The organism is Leclercia sp. GHBNCSD, assembly GCF_055805075.1.
Window position 1 is genome coordinate 3,973,967 of sequence record NZ_JBQVYO010000001.1, and the last position, 19,561, is coordinate 3,993,527.

Consider the following 19,561-nt stretch of genomic DNA (forward strand, 5'->3'; position numbering starts at 1 on the left):
TTTTGCATCAATCAACCAGGTGGTACTTTTCAGATAAGACATGGGCGAGGTATTTAAACATATTAAATACCGCCGTGCTGCGAGGGGTTGGTAGCCCCTGCTCATCGAGAAAGTACTCACCGCTGAACACCAGCACACCATTGCGCTGTTCCACGCCCGTGGCTTCGATCCCGGCCATGGTGTCGTCATGTTCACGAATGAGTTTATTTGCTTCAACAAGCAACGTTTCACGGTCAATGGGTTGGGTATTTTGCTGCATTATCCACTCCTTAAACAGTGATATTAGTCTACGCCGCCGCGGTGCCGGGAGCAAATTTTCCCCGTTTTACCCCCTCCAGGGCAAGAGGTACAGCGCTGGCGTGATTTGCTTTTGCATGCTAATAAAGTTGCGTAACGGATTTTATCAGGTAGAGTGTGCGCTTTCGTCATTCTGGCAACAGATTTGCTTGACATTCGACCTAAATCTCGTCGTGTGGTTATACTGGAGCGAGAAAAATCGCGTCAACTCAACTGCTTATGTGATGTCGATTTTATGACTGAACGGCAAACGGGGTTGATATCCACTCGTGGCGTCGTTATATAAATGTCTCGTCGTCAGGGGAAGGTGAACTCACGCGACGTATTCCTGGAAGAAACAAATTAGGTAAAGGTGAATATGGGTAAAGCTCTCGTTATCGTTGAGTCCCCGGCAAAAGCCAAAACGATCAATAAGTATTTGGGTAGTGACTACGTGGTTAAGTCCAGCGTCGGTCATATCCGCGATCTGCCGACCAGTGGCTCAGCCAAGAAGAGCGCCGACTCTACCTCCACCAAAGGGGCCAAAAAGCCTAAAAAGGATGAACGTAGCGCGCTCGTAAATCGCATGGGAGTTAACCCATGGGATAACTGGCAGGCACAGTACGAAGTACTGCCGGGTAAAGAGAAAGTCGTCTCCGAGCTGAAACAGCTGGCGGAAAAAGCCGACCACATCTATCTCGCAACCGACCTTGACCGCGAAGGGGAGGCCATTGCATGGCACCTGCGGGAAGTGATCGGGGGCGATGACACACGCTACAGCCGCGTAGTGTTTAACGAAATTACTAAAAACGCGATCCGCCAGGCCTTTGAAAAGCCGGGTGAGCTGAATATCGACCGCGTCAACGCTCAGCAGGCGCGCCGCTTTATGGACCGCGTCGTGGGTTACATGGTTTCTCCACTGCTGTGGAAAAAGATTGCGCGTGGACTTTCCGCAGGCCGCGTACAGTCTGTTGCCGTGCGTCTGGTGGTTGAACGGGAACGCGAAATTAAAGCGTTCGTGCCAGAAGAGTTCTGGGAAATTGACGCCAGCGTGACCACGCCGGGCGGCGACACCCTGCCGCTGGAAGTGTCGCACCAGAACGATAAGCCGTTCCGTCCTGAAAATCGCGAACAGACCATGGCCGCGGTAGCGCTGCTGGAAAAAGCGCGCTATCAGGTGCTGGATCGTGAAGACAAACCGACCAGCAGCAAGCCTGGCGCACCGTTTATCACCTCCACATTGCAGCAGGCGGCCAGCACCCGTCTGGGCTATGGCGTGAAAAAAACCATGATGATGGCGCAGCGTCTGTATGAAGCGGGTCACATCACCTATATGCGTACTGACTCTACCAACCTGAGCCAGGACGCCGTCAACATGGTGCGTGATTACATTGGCGACAATTTCGGTAAGAAATACCTGCCGGAAAGCGCCAATCAGTACAACAGCAAAGAGAACTCCCAGGAAGCGCACGAAGCGATTCGTCCTTCTGACGTCTCTGTGCTGGCGGAATCCCTCAAGGATATGGAAGCCGATGCGCAAAAACTGTATCAGCTGATCTGGCGCCAGTTTGTTGCCTGTCAGATGACCCCGGCGCAGTATGACTCCACCACGCTGACCGTCGGCGCGGGCGATTTCCGCCTCAAGGCGCGTGGCCGTATCCTGCGTTTTGATGGCTGGACCAAAGTGATGCCTGCGCTGCGTAAGGGTGATGAAGACAAAACCCTGCCAGCGGTCAACGCCGGGGATGAACTTTCCCTGGTTGAGCTGACGCCTGCTCAGCACTTCACCAAGCCGCCGGCGCGCTTCAGCGAAGCCTCGCTGGTGAAAGAGCTGGAAAAACGTGGTATCGGTCGTCCGTCGACCTATGCGTCGATCATCTCGACCATTCAGGATCGCGGCTATGTGCGCACGGAAAACCGCCGTTTCTATGCGGAGAAAATGGGTGAAATCGTCACCGATCGCCTGGAAGATAACTTCCGCGAGCTGATGAACTACGATTTTACCGCGCAGATGGAAAACAGCCTGGACCAGGTGGCTAACCATGAAGCCGAGTGGAAGAAGGTGCTGGACAGCTTCTTCAGCGACTTCACCAAGCAGCTGGATAAAGCGGAAAAAGATCCGGAAGAGGGGGGCATGCAGCCGAACCAGATGGTGCTGACCAGCATCGACTGTCCGACCTGCGGCCGTAAGATGGGGATTCGTACCGCCACGACCGGTGTCTTCCTTGGCTGCTCAGGCTATGCGTTGTCGCCGAAGGAGCGCTGCAAAACCACCATCAACCTGGTGCCGGAAAACGAAGTGCTGAACGTGCTGGAAGGCGATGATGCGGAAACCAACGCATTACGCGCCAAACGCCGCTGCAATAAGTGCGGCACAGCGATGGACAGCTACCTCATCGACCCGAAACGTAAGCTGCATGTCTGCGGTAACAACCCGACCTGCGACGGTTACGAGATTGAAGAGGGTGAGTTCCGCATCAAGGGTTATGACGGTCCGATTGTGGAATGCGAGAAGTGTGGTTCTGAAATGCACCTGAAAATGGGGCGTTTTGGTAAGTACATGGCCTGCACCAATGACGACTGCAAAAACACGCGTAAGATCCTGCGTAACGGTGAAGTGGCACCGCCGAAGGAAGATCCGGTTCCGTTGCCGGAGCTGCCGTGTGAAAAATCCGATGCGTACTTTGTACTGCGTGACGGTGCTGCGGGCGTCTTCCTGGCGGCGAATACCTTCCCGAAATCGCGTGAAACGCGTGCGCCGCTGGTTGAGGAGCTTTACCGCTTCCGCGATCGCCTGCCAGAAAAACTGCGTTACCTGGCTGATGCACCGCAGCAGGATGCAGAAGGTAATAAGACCGTGGTGCGATTTAGCCGTAAAACCAAGCAGCAATATGTCGCTGCTGAGAAAGAGGGTAAAGCCACCGGCTGGTCAGCATTTTATGTTGACGGCAAATGGGTTGAAGGTAAGAAATAGCCTTAATTTACGCTAAGTTACCTCGTAAGGGCCGGTATTCCGGCCCTTTTTTATTACCGGATTATTATTTTTTGTTCCGGGCTATACAGCAAAGATATAAGTGATATAGTGGTTATAGTTAACCCTTTCTTTATTATCAAATCGTCTTAAGCGATTGCCCGTGTGCGCTAAATCGGATGGTCTGGCATGAAACTACAGCAGCTCCGCTATATCGTTGAGGTGGTCAACCACAACCTTAACGTCTCCTCCACCGCAGAAGGTCTTTACACTTCGCAACCCGGCATCAGTAAGCAGGTACGCATGCTTGAAGATGAGCTGGGGATCCAGATTTTCGCCCGCAGTGGTAAGCATCTTACCCAGGTAACGCCAGCAGGACAGGAGATTATCCGCATCGCCCGCGAAGTGCTGTCGAAGGTTGATGCCATTAAATCCGTTGCCGGAGAGCACACCTGGCCAGATAAAGGCTCGTTGTATATTGCCACCACCCACACTCAGGCGCGCTACGCGTTGCCAGGGGTGATCAAAGGCTTTATCGAGCGCTACCCTCGCGTGTCGTTGCATATGCATCAGGGCTCGCCAACACAGATTGCCGAAGCGGTCTCCAAGGGCAATGCGGACTTTGCCATCGCCACCGAAGCGCTGCACCTGTATGACGATCTGGTGATGCTGCCTTGCTATCACTGGAACCGTTCGATTGTGGTGACGCCGGAACATCCGCTGGCGGCAAAAACGTCGGTGTCCATCGAAGAGCTGGCGCAGTATCCGCTGGTGACATACACCTTCGGCTTTACGGGCCGCTCGGAACTCGATACCGCCTTTAATCGCGCGGGGCTTACGCCGAGGATCGTCTTTACCGCCACCGATGCCGATGTGATCAAAACCTATGTGCGGCTGGGTCTTGGCGTCGGGGTTATCGCCAGCATGGCGGTGGATCCTGTTGCCGATCCGGATTTAGTGCGTCTGGATACCCAGGGCGTATTCGGCCACAGCACGACCAAAATTGGTTTCCGCCGTAGCACCTTCCTGCGTAGCTATATGTATGATTTTATTCAACGATTTGCGCCACATCTGACCCGTGACGTGGTAGATACGGCGGTGGCGCTGCGCTCTAACGACGATATCGAAGCGATGTTTAAAGATATTAAGCTGCCTGAAAAATAATACCCTCCGGTATCTTTCCTTCGGGAGAGATACCGTTATTTCTCTTAAGACCCGAATTAAATCCCCCGATCTGCGTTCATTTCTCACAATAACCATAACGTTATGGCGTTTTTTTCATGAGTCAGTTGTAAAAACGTGACAAAAATAGAAAATATTTTGCAGCTATGCAAATTCCACGTTTCATTTATATATTTCCGCTCAAAAGATTAACTATTTCATGCCAGACGATTCGTAAATTCGCTGGATCTTCGACTAAAGTTTCTTTAGGATTTATCTCAACTACGATTACTTATACCAATTGTTTGGTATTCAAATGATAAGCGAAATCGATTGTATGGGGTTAGCAATGCCGTCAGGACGTCAAGAGCCGCAAAGGGACCCAGGACTTAAGCGCAAAGCCTGGCTGGCGGTGTTTCTCGGCTCCACCCTGTTTTGGGTAGTGGTGGCTTTACTTATCTGGAAATTCTGGGGTTAAGCATGGCGGTTCAGGGGCGTAGTGAAGCAGTGAAGCCTGTATGTCAGCAGCGTGACACGCGTCGCAAAGTCCGTAATGGATCTACAGGTAACGTTCCGGCATCCTGGAAGCTATCGCCTGTACAACAAGCTTTCATTGATCTCTTCGCAGAAGACGAAGACAAAAAACAATAATTCTTATTATCAGCCCCCGGCGATAATAATCCGATGCGCTTTTGTACTCTTTAATAAATACACATCAGCAATACCGAACTGAGACAAACTCAGCGAGCAATAAATTAATAAAGCGTGGTGCCGCAATGATGAATAATATATCCGGAGCTAAATACTGGTCGTGGATGGCCGCCTTTTCCCTCTCGATCCTCTTCTGGTGTCAGCTACTCTGGCTCACCCTACAGTGAATGATGAAAGCCTCGCGCCCGCGGGGCTTTTTTATGCCTTCTTTTCGCACTGAATTTGTCCATTTGAGTTGTTATCAAATCGTTACGGTGACGATGTGTTATCTTTAATTACGGCCCTGATAAAAGTCAGGGCATCGCAATCCCGGTAATTAAGGAGGAGCTTATGTCGTTAACCCTACGCGAAGCCAGTAAGGACACATTGCAGGCTGAGAACAAAACCTATCACTACTACAGCCTGCCACTGGCCGCAAAGGAACTTGGGGATATTGCGCGCTTACCCAAGTCACTTAAAGTGTTACTGGAAAACCTCCTGCGCTGGCAGGATGACCTCTCCGTTACGGCTGAGGATATTCACGCCCTGGCCGGATGGTTGCAGAACGCCCACGCCGACCGGGAGATCGCCTATCGTCCGGCCAGGGTGCTGATGCAGGATTTCACCGGCGTCCCGGCGGTGGTTGATCTGGCGGCAATGCGTGAAGCGGTAAAACGCCTGGGGGGCGATACCGCAAAAGTGAACCCGCTCTCCCCGGTTGACCTGGTTATTGACCACTCGGTGACCGTGGACCATTTTGGCGATGATGAGGCGTTTGAAGAGAACGTGCGTCTGGAGATGGAGCGTAACCACGAACGTTATGTGTTTCTGAAGTGGGGCCAGCAGGCGTTCAGTCGCTTCAGCGTCGTCCCACCTGGCACCGGTATCTGCCACCAGGTCAATCTGGAGTATCTCGGCAAAGCGGTGTGGAGTGAACTGCAGGATAAGGAGTGGGTGGCCTACCCCGATACGCTGGTCGGCACGGACTCCCACACCACCATGATCAACGGACTCGGCGTGCTGGGCTGGGGGGTAGGGGGGATCGAAGCCGAAGCGGCGATGCTCGGCCAGCCGGTCTCAATGCTGATCCCGGATGTGGTCGGCTTTAAGCTGACCGGTAAGCTGCGCGAGGGCATTACCGCCACCGACCTGGTGCTCACCGTCACCCAGATGCTGCGTAAGCACGGCGTGGTGGGTAAATTTGTAGAATTCTATGGTGACGGCCTCGACTCTCTGCCGCTGGCAGACCGGGCTACTATCGCCAATATGGCGCCTGAATATGGCGCTACCTGCGGTTTCTTCCCCATTGACGGCGTGACGCTGGAGTATATGCGCCTTAGCGGTCGCAGCAGCGAGCAGGTCGCGCTGGTGGAAGCCTACGCCAAAGCACAGGGGATGTGGCGTAATCCGGGCGATGAACCGGTGTTCACCAGCACCCTGGCGCTGGATATGGGCGATGTAGAGGCCAGCGTCGCCGGGCCGAAACGTCCCCAGGACCGGGTGGCTTTGCCGGATGTACCTAAGGCGTTTGCCGCCAGCACTGAACTGGAGGTCAACACCGCACAGAAGGATCGCCGCCCCATTGATTACGTCATGAACGGCCAGCAGTACCAGCTCCCGGACGGCGCGGTTACGATCGCGGCCATCACCTCCTGCACCAACACCTCGAACCCCAGCGTCCTGATGGCGGCGGGGCTGCTGGCGAAAAAAGCGGTTACTCTCGGCCTGAAACGCCAGCCATGGGTTAAAGCCTCGCTGGCCCCGGGCTCGAAAGTGGTCTCCGATTATCTGGCGCAGGCCCGCCTGACGCCGTATCTTGATGAGCTGGGCTTTAACCTGGTGGGCTACGGGTGTACCACCTGTATCGGCAACTCCGGGCCGCTGCCGGAACCTATCGAGACAGCAATCAAGCAGGGCGATCTGACGGTAGGGGCGGTGCTCTCGGGCAACCGTAACTTTGAAGGACGTATCCATCCGCTGATTAAAACCAACTGGCTGGCCTCTCCGCCGCTGGTGGTGGCTTATGCGCTGGCGGGCAACATGAATATCAATCTGGCAACCGATCCGCTGGGATACGATCGCAAAGGGGATCCGGTTTATCTGAAAGATATCTGGCCATCGGCACAGGAAATTGCCCTTGCGGTTGAAAAAGTGTCTACCGACATGTTCCGCAAAGAGTACGCCGAAGTGTTTGAAGGCACGCCGGAGTGGAAAACCATTGAAGTGGCGCGCTCAGATACCTATAGCTGGCAGGAGGATTCCACTTATATCCGTCTCTCCCCGTTCTTTGACGAGATGCTGGCAGAACCCAAACCGCTGGAAGATATCCACGGCGCGCGCGTGCTGGCCATCCTCGGTGACTCGGTGACCACCGACCATATCTCCCCGGCAGGCAGTATCAAAGCGGATAGCCCGGCAGGACGTTATCTCCAGAGTCGTGGCGTAGAGCGACGGGACTTCAACTCCTACGGTTCGCGTCGCGGCAACCATGAAGTGATGATGCGTGGCACCTTCGCTAATATTCGTATCCGCAACGAGATGGTGCCTGGGGTGGAAGGCGGAATGACTCGCTATCTGCCCGGAACCGAAGTGATCTCAATCTATGATGCCGCCATGAAATATCAGCAGGATGGCATCCCGCTGGCGGTCATTGCCGGGAAAGAGTACGGCTCCGGATCAAGCCGCGACTGGGCAGCAAAAGGACCCAGGTTGCTCGGTGTACGCGTCGTTATCGCCGAATCGTTTGAGCGTATTCACCGTTCAAACCTGATCGGGATGGGGATTTTACCTCTGGAGTTCCCGGAGGGGGTATCGCGTAAAACCCTGGGGCTGACGGGTGAGGAGCGCATTGACATTGCGGATCTGCAGAACCTGACGCCTGGCGCCACCGTGCCGGTCAAACTGACGCGAGCTGATGGGCAAACCGAGGTGGTGAACTGCCGCTGTCGTATCGATACCGCGACGGAGCTCACCTACTACCAGAACGACGGCATTTTGCACTATGTCATTCGTAATATGCTGAACTAAAGGAAAATCAGCCCGGCATAAATTGCCGGGCTGTTGTTTTTACTTATTAAGCAGATGACCTAGCTTGGCCGCTTTGGTATCCAGATAGTGTTCGTTTTTCGGGTTACGCCCTACAATCAGCGGCACACGTTCTACGATGTTGATCCCGGCTTCGGTCAGGATCTCCACCTTCCGCGGGTTGTTGGTCAGCAGACGCACTTCATCGACGCCCAGCAGCTTGAACATATCCGCGCACAGGGTGAAATCACGTTCATCGGCAGCAAAGCCCAACTGGTGATTAGCTTCAACCGTATCGTAGCCTTGATCCTGCAACGCATAGGCGCGGATCTTATTCAGCAGACCGATGTTGCGGCCCTCCTGACGGTGATACAGCAGAATGCCCCGGCCCTCTTCGGCGATGCGCGACAGGGCAGCTTCAAGTTGAAAACCACAATCGCAGCGCAGGCTAAACAGGGCATCACCCGTAAGACACTCAGAATGAACGCGAGCCAGAACCGGCGTCTGCCCGGACGTATCGCCGAAGACTAACGCGACATGATCCTGCCCGGTTGCCAGTTCTTCAAAGCCCACCATCAGGAAATCGCCCCAGGGGGTTGGCAGATTGGCTTCTGCCACACGTTTAAGCTGCATGTGATTCTCCAGAAAATGCTGACACGCCTTGTGTCTGTCGCCTGTTTGGCTGTCGGTATGTTCTTATTTTGCCACAAGCTGCACGGGTTCACCTAATCACTGCCGGCTTAACGAACGTTAAACGCACAATCCGACATTTTTACGCAGTTCTGATTTTTCGGTTATGATTGTGAGGCTTATCGGAAAAAGGAGACGACATGCTTTCAATTGCCCGCCGCACGGCGGTTGGCGCGGGGATATTGCTCATTATGCCTGCGGCCTTATGGATATCGGGCTGGCAGTGGCAGCCAGGCACGAATAGCGGATGGTTGAAGGTGCTGTTCTGGATAACGGAGACCGTCACCCAGCCCTGGGGAATTATTACGCATACGCTACTCTGCGGCTGGTTTTTGTGGTGCCTGCGTTTCCGCCTGCGGGCAGCCATCATGCTCTTTGCCATCCTTGCGGGGGTCATTCTGGTGGGTCAGGGCGTTAAATCTCTGGTAAAAGATCGGGTGCAGGAGCCGCGTCCTTTCGTGGTCTGGCTGGAAAAAACTCACCATGTCCCGGTCAACGACTTCTACAATTTAAAGCGTAAAGCGCGCGGTGAGCTGGTAGAAGAACAGCTTGCTGAACAACAGACTATTCCCACTTTTTTACGTAAACACTGGCAGAAAGAGACCGGTTTTGCTTTCCCGTCCGGGCATACCATGTTCGCGGCAAGCTGGGCGTTACTGGGGATAGGGTTGCTGTGGCCGCGTCGGCGCACGGTGACTATTGTGGTACTGCTGGTCTGGGCGACGGGCGTGATGGGAAGCCGCTTGCTGCTTGGCATGCACTGGCCGCGGGATCTGGTGGTCGCCACATTGATTTCCTGGCTGTTGATCACCTGTGCGACCTGGCTTGCTCAGCGATTCTGTGGCCCGCTCACGCCTCCGGCTGAAGAGAAGCGGGAAATTGCCGACAGAGAGCAAGAAAGCTGACTAAGGTTGAAATTATTATATTAAGCCGCAGATCTGGACGTGGCGCGACGCTTTTTCCGTTTCGCGCCCGTCCTGAAAATGGTAGTTTATAAGGCTGGTTACGCTATGGTGAACACTCTTTATTCGCTTAAACCACATAACGGGAAGTAATGTGAAATATTTACTCATTTTCTTACTGGTGTTGGCGATTTTTGTCATTTCCGTCACATTGGGTGCGCAAAACGATCAACAGGTAACGTTTAATTATCTGCTGGCGCAAGGCGAATATCGGATATCCAGCCTCCTGGCGGTTCTGTTTGCTGCCGGGTTTGTTATCGGCTGGCTGATTTGCGGTCTGTTCTGGCTTAAAGTTCGGGTAACACTCGCCCGGGCTGAACGAAAGATTAAACGTCTTGAAAACCAAATTGCGCCTCCGGCCGACGTTCCGGTAAGTTCAGGTGTGCCGGTAGCGAAGGAATAATCTAAGATGCTGGAGTTGTTGTTTCTGCTTTTGCCTGTAGCCGCAGCCTATGGCTGGTATATGGGCCGCAGAAGTGCGCAACAAACAAAGCAGGATGAGGCGAACCGTCTTTCTCGCGACTATGTCGCCGGGGTTAACTTCCTTCTGAGCAACCAACAGGATAAAGCGGTCGATCTGTTCCTTGAGATGTTGAAAGAGGATACCGGTACCGTTGAAGCCCACCTTACGCTCGGTAATCTGTTCCGCTCCCGCGGTGAAGTCGACCGCGCCATCCGCATCCACCAGACCTTAATGGAGAGCGCATCATTAACCTATGAGCAGCGTTTGCTGGCGGTACAACAGCTGGGCCGTGACTATATGGCGGCCGGCCTCTACGATCGCGCCGAAGAGATGTTCAAGCAGCTGGTGGATGAAACTGATTTTCGCATCAGCGCCCTGCAGCAGTTGCTGCAGATTTACCAGGCCACCAGCGAATGGCAGAAAGCGATCGACGTTGCTGAACGTCTGGTGAAGCTCGGTAAAGATAAACAGCGCGTTGAAATTGGCCACTTTTACTGTGAACTCGCCCTGCAACAGATGGGCAGCGAAGATATGGACAAAGCCATGGCGCTTCTTCGCAAGGGTGCCGCCGCGGATCGCAGCAGCGCGCGCGTCTCCATCATGATGGGGCGCGTCTATATGGCGAAAGGGGATTACCAGAAGGCGGTGGAGAGCCTGCTCCGGGTTATCGATCAGGATAAAGAGCTGGTCAGCGAAACCCTGGAGATGTTGCAAACCTGCTATCAGCAGCTGGGCATGACCTCAGAGTGGGTGGCTTTCCTGCGCCGTTGCGTGGAAGAGAACACCGGGGCGACAGCGGAGCTGATGCTGGCGGATGTGGTTCAGGAACACGAAGGCAGTGATACGGCGCAGGTCTACATTACCCGCCAGCTGCAGCGCCATCCCACCATGCGCGTCTTCCATAAGTTGATGGATTATCACCTGAACGAGGCAGAAGAGGGGCGCGCCAAAGAGAGCCTGATGGTGCTGCGCGACATGGTAGGCGAACAGGTGCGCAGCAAGCCGCGCTATCGCTGCCAGAAGTGTGGTTTTACGGCCTATACCCTCTACTGGCACTGTCCGTCATGCCGCGCCTGGTCCACCATTAAGCCAATTCGCGGCCTCGATGGGCAGTAATTTTTAAAAAGGCTTAATTTAGTTACAACATACTAATTAAGGTGAAACACTGGGTCCGTGCGCGCTGTAGTCTGGCAGGAAAGAAAATGTAACCTGTTAATTTTTGTGGTGCGCAGGTAGAATGCTCGCCGTTTAACATTCCCGCGCCGATGCGGCGCCCATCGACGAGAAGGTCCGGTCATGACGTCTGTAGCTTCATCTTCCTCCCGCGTAGTTACTGAATCTCCTGTTGTTGTCGCTCTGGATTACAACAATCGCGACAATGCCCTGGCGTTCGTTGATCGAATTGATCCGCAAGACTGCCGCCTGAAAATCGGTAAAGAGATGTTCACGCTTTTTGGTCCGCAAATTGTTCGGGATATGCAGCAGCGCGGATTCGATGTCTTTCTGGATCTGAAATTCCACGATATTCCCAACACCACGGCCCATGCGGTTGCGGCTGCGGCTGAGCTTGGAGTCTGGATGGTGAACGTTCACGCCTCCGGCGGGGCGCGTATGATGACCGCCGCTCGCGAAGCGCTGTTACCCTTCGGTAAAGAGGCCCCATTGCTGATTGCCGTTACCGTGCTGACCAGCATGGAAGCCAGCGATCTGCTGGACCTTGGCGTGACGTTGTCACCGGCAGAGCATGCCGAACGTCTGGCCCGCCTGACGCACTCCTGTGGCCTTGATGGCGTCGTCTGCTCTGCTCAGGAAGCCGTTCGCTTCAAAAGTGCCATCGGACAGGATTTCAAGCTTGTCACGCCGGGTATCCGTCCCCAGGGGAGTGATGCCGGCGATCAGCGCCGCATTATGACCCCGGAACAGGCGCTGGCGGCGGGCGTGGACTATATGGTTATTGGTCGACCGGTCACCCAGTCAGCCGATCCGGCACAAACCCTGAAAGCTATCAACGCATCACTTCAGAAGGGGGCGTAATGCGCGACACTAACAGCCGCCTGGTCTATTCGACAGAAACCGGGCGCATTGATGAGCCAAAAGAGGTCGCGGAGCGACCAAAAGGTGATGGCATTGTACGTATTCAACGCCAGACCAGCGGACGTAAAGGGAAGGGCGTATCGCTGATCACCGGAATTGACGCCGACGATGCCACCCTTACGCAGATTGCCGCAGAATTGAAGAAAAAATGCGGATGCGGCGGCTCAGTTAAAGATGGCGTTATTGAGATCCAGGGCGACAAGCGGGATCTCATTAAATCCCTCCTGGAAGCAAAAGGGATGAAAGTGAAATTAGCGGGCGGTTAACGTACCGCCAAAACAAATAAGCCACGGTCAGACCGTGGCTTATTGTTTTTATTTTGAGATAGCGCCAGAACAGCAGGGCGTTATCAAATGACTGCGGTGGCAATCGGTAGGTTATTTAACCTGGTGACCGATGATCCCACCCACTGCAGCACCACCCAGGGTACCCAGCGTGCTACCGTCAGTTAAGACGGAACCACCGATTGCGCCAGCACCCGCACCAATCGCGGTATTACGGTCTTGTCTGCTCATGCCGGAGCACGCGCTCAGGGATAATGCCAGCGTAACGGCCAGCATAGCAGCGGATAATTTTTTGCTGTTAAAAGTCATAATTCATTCTCCTGAAGTATTGATCCACGGAAATCATTTCGCTTAAATGGTTATCAATCCCCCTCAAGCGCGTTATTCCATGAAACTTGATTGCGCAGGCGTTACAAGATCACGCAGGTGATAGTTACTTCCTGTTATATCGCTAACAATAATTTTACGTCTTTATTACTGATCCGACAGGTAAATAGTCTTAAACGGGGGTTCAGAAAAGTCTCAGAGCGAAGGGGCAGAAAAATGACGCCCGATATTCGGGCGTTAGGGGAGGGTCAGGCAGGTTTTTTGACGATATCGACGGTTAAGCCGTCTTGCTGCAGATTAGCGATGTGCGCCTGTTTAATGCCCTCGTCGGTAATAACCCGGCTGAAGCGAGAGACCGGGCCCATGGTATAAGGGTGAACCGCACCGAATTTTGAGCTGTCGGTGAGCACAATGGTCTCGCCGCCTTTCTCCAGCACCGCATTTACCACATCCGAGCGCATCATGTCCCTTCCGGTAAAGCCGGTATCAGGCAACCAGCCATCAATGCCGATAAATGCCTTGTTGAAATGGACTTGCTGCACATACTGACGGGTAAGCGGGCCAACCATGCTTTCGCTTTTTTTCTGGTAAATGCCGCCGAGCAAAATCACTTCGCTGCGCGTCTCCTTCAGAAGATGCGCTATATAGCTGCTCACCGTCACGATGGTAACCTCTTCTTTCTGGTCGGCCAGCGTGCGCGCGAGAAGGGCATTGCAGCTGCCGTTCTCGATAAACACCGTTTCGCCATTATTCACCAGAGACGCGGCAAACTCCGCCAGCTCGCGTTTCAGCGCATAGTTGTTCATCATCCGCGTTTCAACATCTTCGCTGTCCAGCGGGACGGCGTAACCATGCGCGCGACGGAGGTAGCTCATTTTTTCCAGAAGATTGAGATCCTGGCGGATGGTGACTTCTGACACGCCGGTCGCTTTTGCCAGATCAACGACACTCACACGCCCTGTATCGATCACCATCTGTAATATTACTTGTTGTCGGGAGTTCATAGCATCCATATTAAAACGGCATCGCCGTTAGTTGAAAACTGACATAAACACGAGAGATGGATCGAGCCTTAAACTTCCCAGGGGGATTTAGGCGATACTGCCTCGGGGTTTTTCTGCTCGCCCGCCTGGGTCAGTAATTCTGATTTTAATATCTCGAGATTACGAAGAGCAGAGTTCACATCGCCTGCGACCAGAATATCCAGCACAGTATCAATACGTTGCGCCACTTTCAGTGCATCGATATCAGACATAATCTCATCCCTAAATGAAAAGTGAATAAATTCAATGATGCAGAAATTGAAGGCAAAAGAGAAGGGAAAAAGTGAGCTAACGAAAGCCCATTAATGGTAGTGATATTTTGATGCTTCTTTATACGTAGGAATTATGTAGTGGATTAGTCTAACTCTGCGCGCAAGGCGCTTTTTTCTATGAGGAATTAGACTATGACAATTATCAATCAGGCAACCTGTAAACTGTTCACTGATTCTGCACGATTCACTCAGCTCGCCGGCTATTACGAGGAGGAGAGACGTACCGTGTGGATGATGTTACGGGCCCAGCCGCGTCCCTGCTTCAATCATGCGCTTATAGAGGAGATTATGAACCTGTCCTGGCTGGTGCGTCAGTCCGGGTTTGAGGTTGATTTCTGGGTGACCGGTTCGCTGGTGCCCGATATGTATAATACTGGCGGCGATTTACGCTTCTTTGTCGAGTGCATTGAGAACGGTCGTCGGGAAGCGCTTCGGGCCTATGCCCGCGCCTGTGTGGACTGTGTCCACGCCGCATCGCGGGGATTTGATACCGGGGCGATCACCCTGTCGATGGTAGAGGGCAGTGCCCTTGGCGGTGGCTTTGAAGCGGCGCTGGCGCACCACTTTTTACTGGCGCAACGGGATGCCCGCTTAGGGTTTCCTGAAATCGCCTTTAACCTGTTCCCCGGGATGGGAGGCTACTCGCTGGTTGCCCGCCGCTCTGGTATGAAACTGGCAGAAGAGCTGATCTATAAAGGGGAGTCGCACACTGCGGAATGGTATGAGCAGCAGGGGCTGGTGGACGTGCTGTTCGAACCCGGTCAGGGCTACGTGGCGACGCGGACCTTCATAGACACGTTACAACCCAAAATGAATGGCGTCAGAGCGATGCTGCGCGCCCGCCAGCGGGTATTGCAGCTGCCGCGCAGTGAGCTGATGGACATCACGGAAGATTGGGTAGACGCCGCATTCTGCCTGCAACCTAAGGACGTGGCCTATATGCAGCGGCTGGTGCTGTTGCAGGACCGCCACACGGCATCGGGGCTGCGTAAAGCCAGCTAGCGCGCATTGCGTGACTGATAGCGTTTAAACCATCGCTCGAAAGCGACAGCGGGCATGGGTTTAGCAAACAGAAATCCCTGTCGTTCATTGACGCCGTTCTTCGTCAGAAAGGCGTCTTCTTTCGCACTCTCGACCCCTTCGGCAATAACCTGCAAATTCAGCGCCTGAGCGACTGCAACGATCGCGCGCACCAGCGATTGCGACACCGACTGCTTATGGATATCCCGGACAAATGCCTGGTCGAGCTTAATGGCATCGATGGGAAAACGCGCCAGTTGCGACAGCGACGAATAACCGGTTCCGAAATCATCAAGGTGGATCTGCGCCCCCAGCTGGCTGAACTGCTGGATCACCGACAGCGCCAGCTCTTCGTTTTCAATCAGGCAGCTTTCGGTCAATTCAACGTCAATGGGGCAATATTCAAAATTGAGATCCTTCAGCGCCTGTTTCAGATCGCTGAAAATCGTCTGGTCTGCCAGCTGGCGGGCCGAAACGTTGACCGCCACGCGTAAATTGATGCCTTTATCGCGCCATTTGGCAACCTGACGAACAACATCCAGCATCACCCAACGCCCCAGCGGAACGATGAGTCCGGACTCTTCGGCGTAGGAGATAAACTCCAGCGGCGGGATCAGTCCGCGCTCCGGAGACTGCCAACGGACCAGCGCTTCGAGGGTTCTCACCTCGCCACGCCAGGTAATTTTAGGCTGGTAGTGGATCACCAGCTGATCATTCTCCAGCGCCTTGCGCAGGTTGGTGTCCAGCCACAGATATTCAAATACGCGCTGATTCATTTCCGGGGAGAAAACGCAGAACTTGCCGCGTCCGTTCTCTTTCGCGGTATACATGGCCGTATCGGCGTTGCGTATCACGCTTTCCCGATCGGTGCCGTGCTGCGGCGCGAGGGAGATCCCCAGCGAACAGCCGGTGTAGACTTCAATTAAACCAATCCGGAAAGGCTGACGCAGGCGGGTGAGGATCCGCGAAGCCATGGCCTCGAGCGCACCCTGTGACGTACCGGTTGCCAGCACGATAAACTCGTCGCCGCCCAGACGCGCAAGGACCTGCCCGTCCTCCAGACAACTGAGGATAGCCAGCGCCACCGCCTGCAGCAGCTGATCGCCAAACATATGCCCGTAGGCATCATTCACTTTTTTGAAATTATCGAGGTCAAGATAGACCACGCCCACCTGGCCATCGCCACGGGTTTCAATCGCTTCGCTGATCAGATCGTGGATAGCGTTGCGGTTTGGCAGGCCGGTAATGGTGTCGGTATTGGCAAGTACACGAAGACGTTCCTGGGCACGGCGTTCTTCAGTGATATCCGTACCGGAACAGATAAGGAATATTTCATTTTTTCCGCTGCCGCTGTGCACGAATTTATTACGGAATAAAAACAAACGCTGCCCTTTGCGGGTTTTAATCCAGCGTTCCACTTCATAGGAGCTGCCGTCCCGAAAAAAACCGCTGATATTACGCCGGGAAGCCGCTGCCTCGCTGCGGCTCATAAACAGTTTAAAGACGTTCTGACCGATAACCTCGTGCTCTTTCATCCCGGTATATTCTTCGCTCAGGCGGTTGAAGCGTTGAATATTGCCGTGCCGGTCGAGAATAACGATGACCGAGTTGGCCTCTGAAACCACCTGCTCGGCAAAGGATAACCCCTGCGCCAGATCGCGGGCGACGGAAGGGGTGTCGTTCCAGGCGGAGGCGGTACCGGTCCACTCTTTTTTATTGATCTTACGTCCCACCAGGTGCACTGGCACCTCGGTTCCGTAGAGGGAGAGCGTCATGGTAATACTGGAGGTAATAACCGTCATCTGGCGAATGCTGTTGGCCTGCTCGTCATTCAGCGCCACAACCTGCGTGGTATCGGCGCTTTCGCTGGCCGCAAGATGGAGCGCGTTACTGTCCGCCGTCAGTCGCCACCAGGGACTATGGGTGCCCATGTAACGAAACAGCAAATTTTGCTCCAGATCGTCAATCATGCTCTCTCCCAGGCGCACTTAATTGCACACACTGTGCATTTTCAGTCGGTTTTACCGTGCTTAAATAACGGTAAACCCGAACTAAACTTATTGTTTTTTCCCAGTATTCTTATATTAGAACGAGATCGGCAAAAAAGGATACAGGCGAATGAATATTCTGGTGACACGTTAAAGCATTCACCAGACTGTCATGAATAAGTGTGATCGCTTTTCGCAATTTAGGGGAGAAAAAGATAAGTAAAAATGATGAATTTGACGTTAACGCAAAAAAGAGTCGGTTCCCTCAAATGAGGTGAACCGACTTTTAAGCACTCAATAATCAGACGGCAGGGCGGGCAATAATGCTGCGTGTTTCCATGCGCACTTCAGCAATAGTGACGTCGATAACTTCGGTCACTTTATAGGCCACTTCCCCCTTGATTTGCACGGTGCCGTTTTCCTGGCTGCAGACCAGCTCGTCACGTACGGCGTGCAGGAACGGCGCAGGAATAAAGGCCACGGCGCCATTATCCACCAGACGCACACGCATGCCGCCACGGCTGACATCGATGATCTCCGCCGCGAAACGGGTCTCCGTTCCGGCTTTGTCTTTCAGGAACCGGGCGTAGAGCCAGTCACCGACGTCGCGTTCCGCCATGCGGTTAAGGCGACGGCGCTCGGCCATCTGCACCGTGGCTTCGTCCTGTGGACGGGCAATGGTTTCGCCTTTAACGATCGCTTTCAGCAGGCGGTGGTTAATCATATCGCCATACTTACGAATCGGTGAGGTCCAGGTGGCGTAGGCTTCCAGCCCCAGACCAAAGTGCGGGCCAGGTTCGGTGCTGATCTCAGCGAAAGACTGGAAGCGACGAATGCGGCTATCCAGGAAACCAGATGGCTGGGCATCCAGTTCACGGCGCAGCTTGCAGAAGCCATTCAGGGTCAGAACTTCCTGCGGATCCACATGCACGTCATGGGTTTTCAGCAGGGCCGCCAGGGCTTCGCTGTTAGCCGGATCAAACCCGGTATGCACGTTATAGATACCGAAACCGAGTTTGTCGCGCAGTACGCGGGCCGCGCAGATGTTCGCCGCAATCATCGACTCTTCAACGATGCGGTTAGCAATGCGACGCGGCTCCGCCACGATATCCAGCACTTCGCCTTTCTCACCAAGAATGAAACGGTAGTCAGGGCGATCTTTAAAGACCAGCGCATGGGTCTTACGCCATTCGCTACGGCTCAGACAGACACGGTGCAGCAGGCGGATCTGGTCGGCAATGGCCTCATGCTCAGGCTGCCAGCTACCGCTGTTTTCCAGCCAGTCAGAGACCTCGTCGTACACCAGCTTGGCTTTAGACTCGATCAGCGCAGCAAAGAACTCAATGTTCTCTTCGATAGTGCCATCGGCAGCGATGGACATGCGGCAGGCCAGTACCGGGCGCACTTCGTTAGCGCGCAGCGAGCAGAGATTATCCGACAGCTCGCGCGGCAGCATCGGGATGTTGAAGCCTGGCAGATAGTTGGTAAAGGCACGGATTTTCGCCGCGTCATCCAGCGGGGTACCTTCCGCGATCCAGGCTGTAGGATCGGCAATCGCTACGGTTAGCAGCAGTTTACCGTCAGCCTGCTCTTCAACATACAGCGCATCGTCCATATCTTCGGTGCTGGCGCTGTCGATGGTGACAAAATTCAGGGCAGTCAGATCGCGACGCTCAAGACCTTCGTCCAGCATGTCAGTCGCTGCGCCTTCTGGCGCCTCTTTTTCCAGATTATGGCGGGCAAGGGTGACCCACCACGGTACGAAATGGTCTTCACCGAAGGTGATAAACTGGGTGAGTTCGGCATAAAAACCGCGATCGCCCTTCAGAGGGTGACGGCGCATTTCTGCTACGGCCCAGTCACCTTCTTTAAAATCATGCGTCACGCCACGCTCAGCGCGGCAGGGGATGGCGTCTTTCAGCAGAGGATGGTCCGGAATGATGGACAGACGGTCATCTTTTCTCAGCACCTTACCCACAAAACGGGTCAGGAACGGTTCAATTAATTCTTCAGGCTCGGCTGATTCACGATCCTTTTCGCTATGGATCACGGCCGTAATGCGATCGCCGTGCATCACTTTCTTCATCTGCGGAGGCGGAATGAAGTAACTTTTCTGCGCATCGACTTCAAGGAAGCCAAAGCCTTTTTCCGTGGCTTTTACGACCCCTTCAGCACGTGGCGTCTGGGAATGCAGTTGCTGTTTAAGCTGCGCTAGCAGCGGGTTGTCCTGGAGCATAGTGATCTATTTTCGTAGCCATTGAGCGGCTGACAGTTTTACGCGAATCTCACTGCTACA

General features: G+C 54.0%; 18 protein-coding genes. 11 read left to right on the top strand and 7 right to left on the bottom strand.

Going from position 1 to position 19,561, the window contains the following annotated elements:
• Positions 1-7 precede the first annotated feature (7 nt).
• Positions 8-259 carry a YciN family protein gene (locus ACT3IC_RS19035; protein WP_156654654.1) on the bottom strand — a complete coding sequence of 84 codons (252 nt, stop codon included), beginning with the start codon at positions 257-259 and terminating at the stop codon, positions 8-10.
• A gap of 396 nt (positions 260-655) precedes the next feature.
• Here ACT3IC_RS19035 and topA point away from each other — a divergent pair, with 396 nt between their 5' ends.
• The 5 genes from topA (at position 656) to acnA (ending at position 8,125) form a co-directional block, all read left to right on the top strand.
• Positions 656-3,250 (top strand): type I DNA topoisomerase, encoded by a 2,595-nt coding sequence (gene topA / locus ACT3IC_RS19040; RefSeq protein ID WP_473478621.1) that lies wholly within the window; start codon positions 656-658, stop codon positions 3,248-3,250.
• A 186-nt stretch (positions 3,251-3,436) separates the two neighbouring features.
• Complete coding sequence (gene cysB / locus ACT3IC_RS19045; protein ID WP_103179887.1) at positions 3,437-4,411, top strand: HTH-type transcriptional regulator CysB; 975 nt, start codon at positions 3,437-3,439, stop codon at positions 4,409-4,411.
• A gap of 334 nt (positions 4,412-4,745) precedes the next feature.
• Positions 4,746-4,886, top strand: a complete 141-nt coding sequence (locus tag ACT3IC_RS19050) for a YmiA family putative membrane protein (RefSeq protein WP_214422604.1) — start codon at positions 4,746-4,748, stop codon at positions 4,884-4,886.
• A 298-nt stretch (positions 4,887-5,184) separates the two neighbouring features.
• Positions 5,185-5,286, top strand: a complete 102-nt coding sequence (ymiC, locus tag ACT3IC_RS19055; protein ID WP_231736514.1) for a small membrane protein YmiC — start codon at positions 5,185-5,187, stop codon at positions 5,284-5,286.
• A gap of 163 nt (positions 5,287-5,449) precedes the next feature.
• Entirely contained in the window at positions 5,450-8,125 is a 2,676-nt protein-coding gene (acnA, locus tag ACT3IC_RS19060) for an aconitate hydratase AcnA (RefSeq protein WP_473478624.1), read from the top strand.
• Positions 8,126-8,164: 39 nt separating this feature from the next.
• On the opposite strand, the gene ribA is transcribed toward acnA, so the two are convergent.
• On the bottom strand, positions 8,165-8,755 hold the full coding sequence (gene ribA, locus ACT3IC_RS19065; protein WP_168192025.1) for a GTP cyclohydrolase II: 591 nt from the start codon (positions 8,753-8,755) through the stop codon (positions 8,165-8,167).
• Positions 8,756-8,952: 197 nt separating this feature from the next.
• Between ribA and pgpB the strand changes: the two genes are divergently transcribed.
• The 5 genes from pgpB (at position 8,953) to yciH (ending at position 12,597) form a co-directional block, all read left to right on the top strand.
• Positions 8,953-9,717 (top strand): phosphatidylglycerophosphatase B, encoded by a 765-nt coding sequence (pgpB, locus tag ACT3IC_RS19070; protein ID WP_156654651.1) that lies wholly within the window; start codon positions 8,953-8,955, stop codon positions 9,715-9,717.
• A 151-nt stretch (positions 9,718-9,868) separates the two neighbouring features.
• On the top strand, positions 9,869-10,177 hold the full coding sequence (locus ACT3IC_RS19075; RefSeq protein ID WP_103179883.1) for a LapA family protein: 309 nt from the start codon (positions 9,869-9,871) through the stop codon (positions 10,175-10,177).
• A gap of 6 nt (positions 10,178-10,183) precedes the next feature.
• Positions 10,184-11,353 carry a lipopolysaccharide assembly protein LapB gene (gene lapB / locus ACT3IC_RS19080; protein ID WP_103179882.1) on the top strand — a complete coding sequence of 390 codons (1,170 nt, stop codon included), beginning with the start codon at positions 10,184-10,186 and terminating at the stop codon, positions 11,351-11,353.
• 180 nt (positions 11,354-11,533) lie between these two features.
• On the top strand, positions 11,534-12,271 hold the full coding sequence (pyrF, locus tag ACT3IC_RS19085; protein ID WP_103179881.1) for an orotidine-5'-phosphate decarboxylase: 738 nt from the start codon (positions 11,534-11,536) through the stop codon (positions 12,269-12,271).
• Positions 12,271-12,597, top strand: coding sequence for a stress response translation initiation inhibitor YciH (gene yciH / locus ACT3IC_RS19090; RefSeq protein WP_103179880.1), 327 nt, complete (start codon positions 12,271-12,273; stop codon positions 12,595-12,597). The genes pyrF and yciH overlap by 1 nt, the downstream gene beginning before the upstream one ends.
• A 111-nt stretch (positions 12,598-12,708) precedes the next feature.
• Here yciH and osmB read toward each other — a convergent pair whose 3' ends face one another.
• The 3 genes from osmB to yciZ form a co-directional block, all read right to left on the bottom strand.
• Positions 12,709-12,924 (bottom strand): osmotically-inducible lipoprotein OsmB, encoded by a 216-nt coding sequence (gene osmB / locus ACT3IC_RS19095; protein WP_103179879.1) that lies wholly within the window; start codon positions 12,922-12,924, stop codon positions 12,709-12,711.
• Positions 12,925-13,190: 266 nt separating this feature from the next.
• Entirely contained in the window at positions 13,191-13,946 is a 756-nt protein-coding gene (yciT, locus tag ACT3IC_RS19100) for a DNA-binding transcriptional regulator YciT (RefSeq protein WP_103179878.1), read from the bottom strand.
• 68 nt (positions 13,947-14,014) lie between these two features.
• Positions 14,015-14,197, bottom strand: a complete 183-nt coding sequence (gene yciZ, locus ACT3IC_RS19105; RefSeq protein WP_103179877.1) for a protein YciZ/DeoL — start codon at positions 14,195-14,197, stop codon at positions 14,015-14,017.
• A 192-nt stretch (positions 14,198-14,389) separates the two neighbouring features.
• On the opposite strand from yciZ, the gene ACT3IC_RS19110 reads away from it, so the two are divergent.
• On the top strand, positions 14,390-15,259 hold the full coding sequence (locus tag ACT3IC_RS19110) for a crotonase/enoyl-CoA hydratase family protein (protein ID WP_103179876.1): 870 nt from the start codon (positions 14,390-14,392) through the stop codon (positions 15,257-15,259).
• Here ACT3IC_RS19110 and pdeR read toward each other — a convergent pair.
• Together pdeR and ACT3IC_RS19120 are read right to left on the bottom strand one after the other, a co-directional pair.
• Positions 15,256-17,247 carry a cyclic di-GMP phosphodiesterase gene (pdeR, locus tag ACT3IC_RS19115; RefSeq protein WP_156654648.1) on the bottom strand — a complete coding sequence of 664 codons (1,992 nt, stop codon included), beginning with the start codon at positions 17,245-17,247 and terminating at the stop codon, positions 15,256-15,258. The two genes, ACT3IC_RS19110 and pdeR, sit on opposite strands and share 4 nt — an antisense overlap.
• Before the next feature lie 319 nt (positions 17,248-17,566).
• Positions 17,567-19,501, bottom strand: coding sequence for an exoribonuclease II (locus tag ACT3IC_RS19120; protein WP_103179875.1), 1,935 nt, complete (start codon positions 19,499-19,501; stop codon positions 17,567-17,569).
• Between the last annotated feature and the right edge of the window lie 60 nt (positions 19,502-19,561).

Excerpts from the sequence above, each read along its gene's own strand:
- ACT3IC_RS19050 (WP_214422604.1), top strand. The coding sequence starts at position 4,746 with ATGGGGTTAGCAATGCCGTCAGGACGTCAAGAGCCGCAAAGGGACCCA.
- pyrF (WP_103179881.1), top strand. The coding sequence starts at position 11,534 with ATGACGTCTGTAGCTTCATCTTCCTCCCGCGTAGTTACTGAATCTCCT.
- ymiC (WP_231736514.1), top strand. The coding sequence starts at position 5,185 with ATGATGAATAATATATCCGGAGCTAAATACTGGTCGTGGATGGCCGCC.
- pgpB (WP_156654651.1), top strand. The coding sequence starts at position 8,953 with ATGCTTTCAATTGCCCGCCGCACGGCGGTTGGCGCGGGGATATTGCTC.
- ACT3IC_RS19035 (WP_156654654.1), bottom strand. The coding sequence starts at position 259 with ATGCAGCAAAATACCCAACCCATTGACCGTGAAACGTTGCTTGTTGAA.
- acnA (WP_473478624.1), top strand. The coding sequence starts at position 5,450 with ATGTCGTTAACCCTACGCGAAGCCAGTAAGGACACATTGCAGGCTGAG.
- topA (WP_473478621.1), top strand. The coding sequence starts at position 656 with ATGGGTAAAGCTCTCGTTATCGTTGAGTCCCCGGCAAAAGCCAAAACG.
- lapB (WP_103179882.1), top strand. The coding sequence starts at position 10,184 with ATGCTGGAGTTGTTGTTTCTGCTTTTGCCTGTAGCCGCAGCCTATGGC.
- cysB (WP_103179887.1), top strand. The coding sequence starts at position 3,437 with ATGAAACTACAGCAGCTCCGCTATATCGTTGAGGTGGTCAACCACAAC.
- ribA (WP_168192025.1), bottom strand. The coding sequence starts at position 8,755 with ATGCAGCTTAAACGTGTGGCAGAAGCCAATCTGCCAACCCCCTGGGGC.
- yciH (WP_103179880.1), top strand. The coding sequence starts at position 12,271 with ATGCGCGACACTAACAGCCGCCTGGTCTATTCGACAGAAACCGGGCGC.
- yciZ (WP_103179877.1), bottom strand. The coding sequence starts at position 14,197 with ATGTCTGATATCGATGCACTGAAAGTGGCGCAACGTATTGATACTGTG.
- ACT3IC_RS19120 (WP_103179875.1), bottom strand. The coding sequence starts at position 19,501 with ATGCTCCAGGACAACCCGCTGCTAGCGCAGCTTAAACAGCAACTGCAT.
- ACT3IC_RS19110 (WP_103179876.1), top strand. The coding sequence starts at position 14,390 with ATGACAATTATCAATCAGGCAACCTGTAAACTGTTCACTGATTCTGCA.
- osmB (WP_103179879.1), bottom strand. The coding sequence starts at position 12,924 with ATGACTTTTAACAGCAAAAAATTATCCGCTGCTATGCTGGCCGTTACG.
- yciT (WP_103179878.1), bottom strand. The coding sequence starts at position 13,946 with ATGAACTCCCGACAACAAGTAATATTACAGATGGTGATCGATACAGGG.
- pdeR (WP_156654648.1), bottom strand. The coding sequence starts at position 17,247 with ATGATTGACGATCTGGAGCAAAATTTGCTGTTTCGTTACATGGGCACC.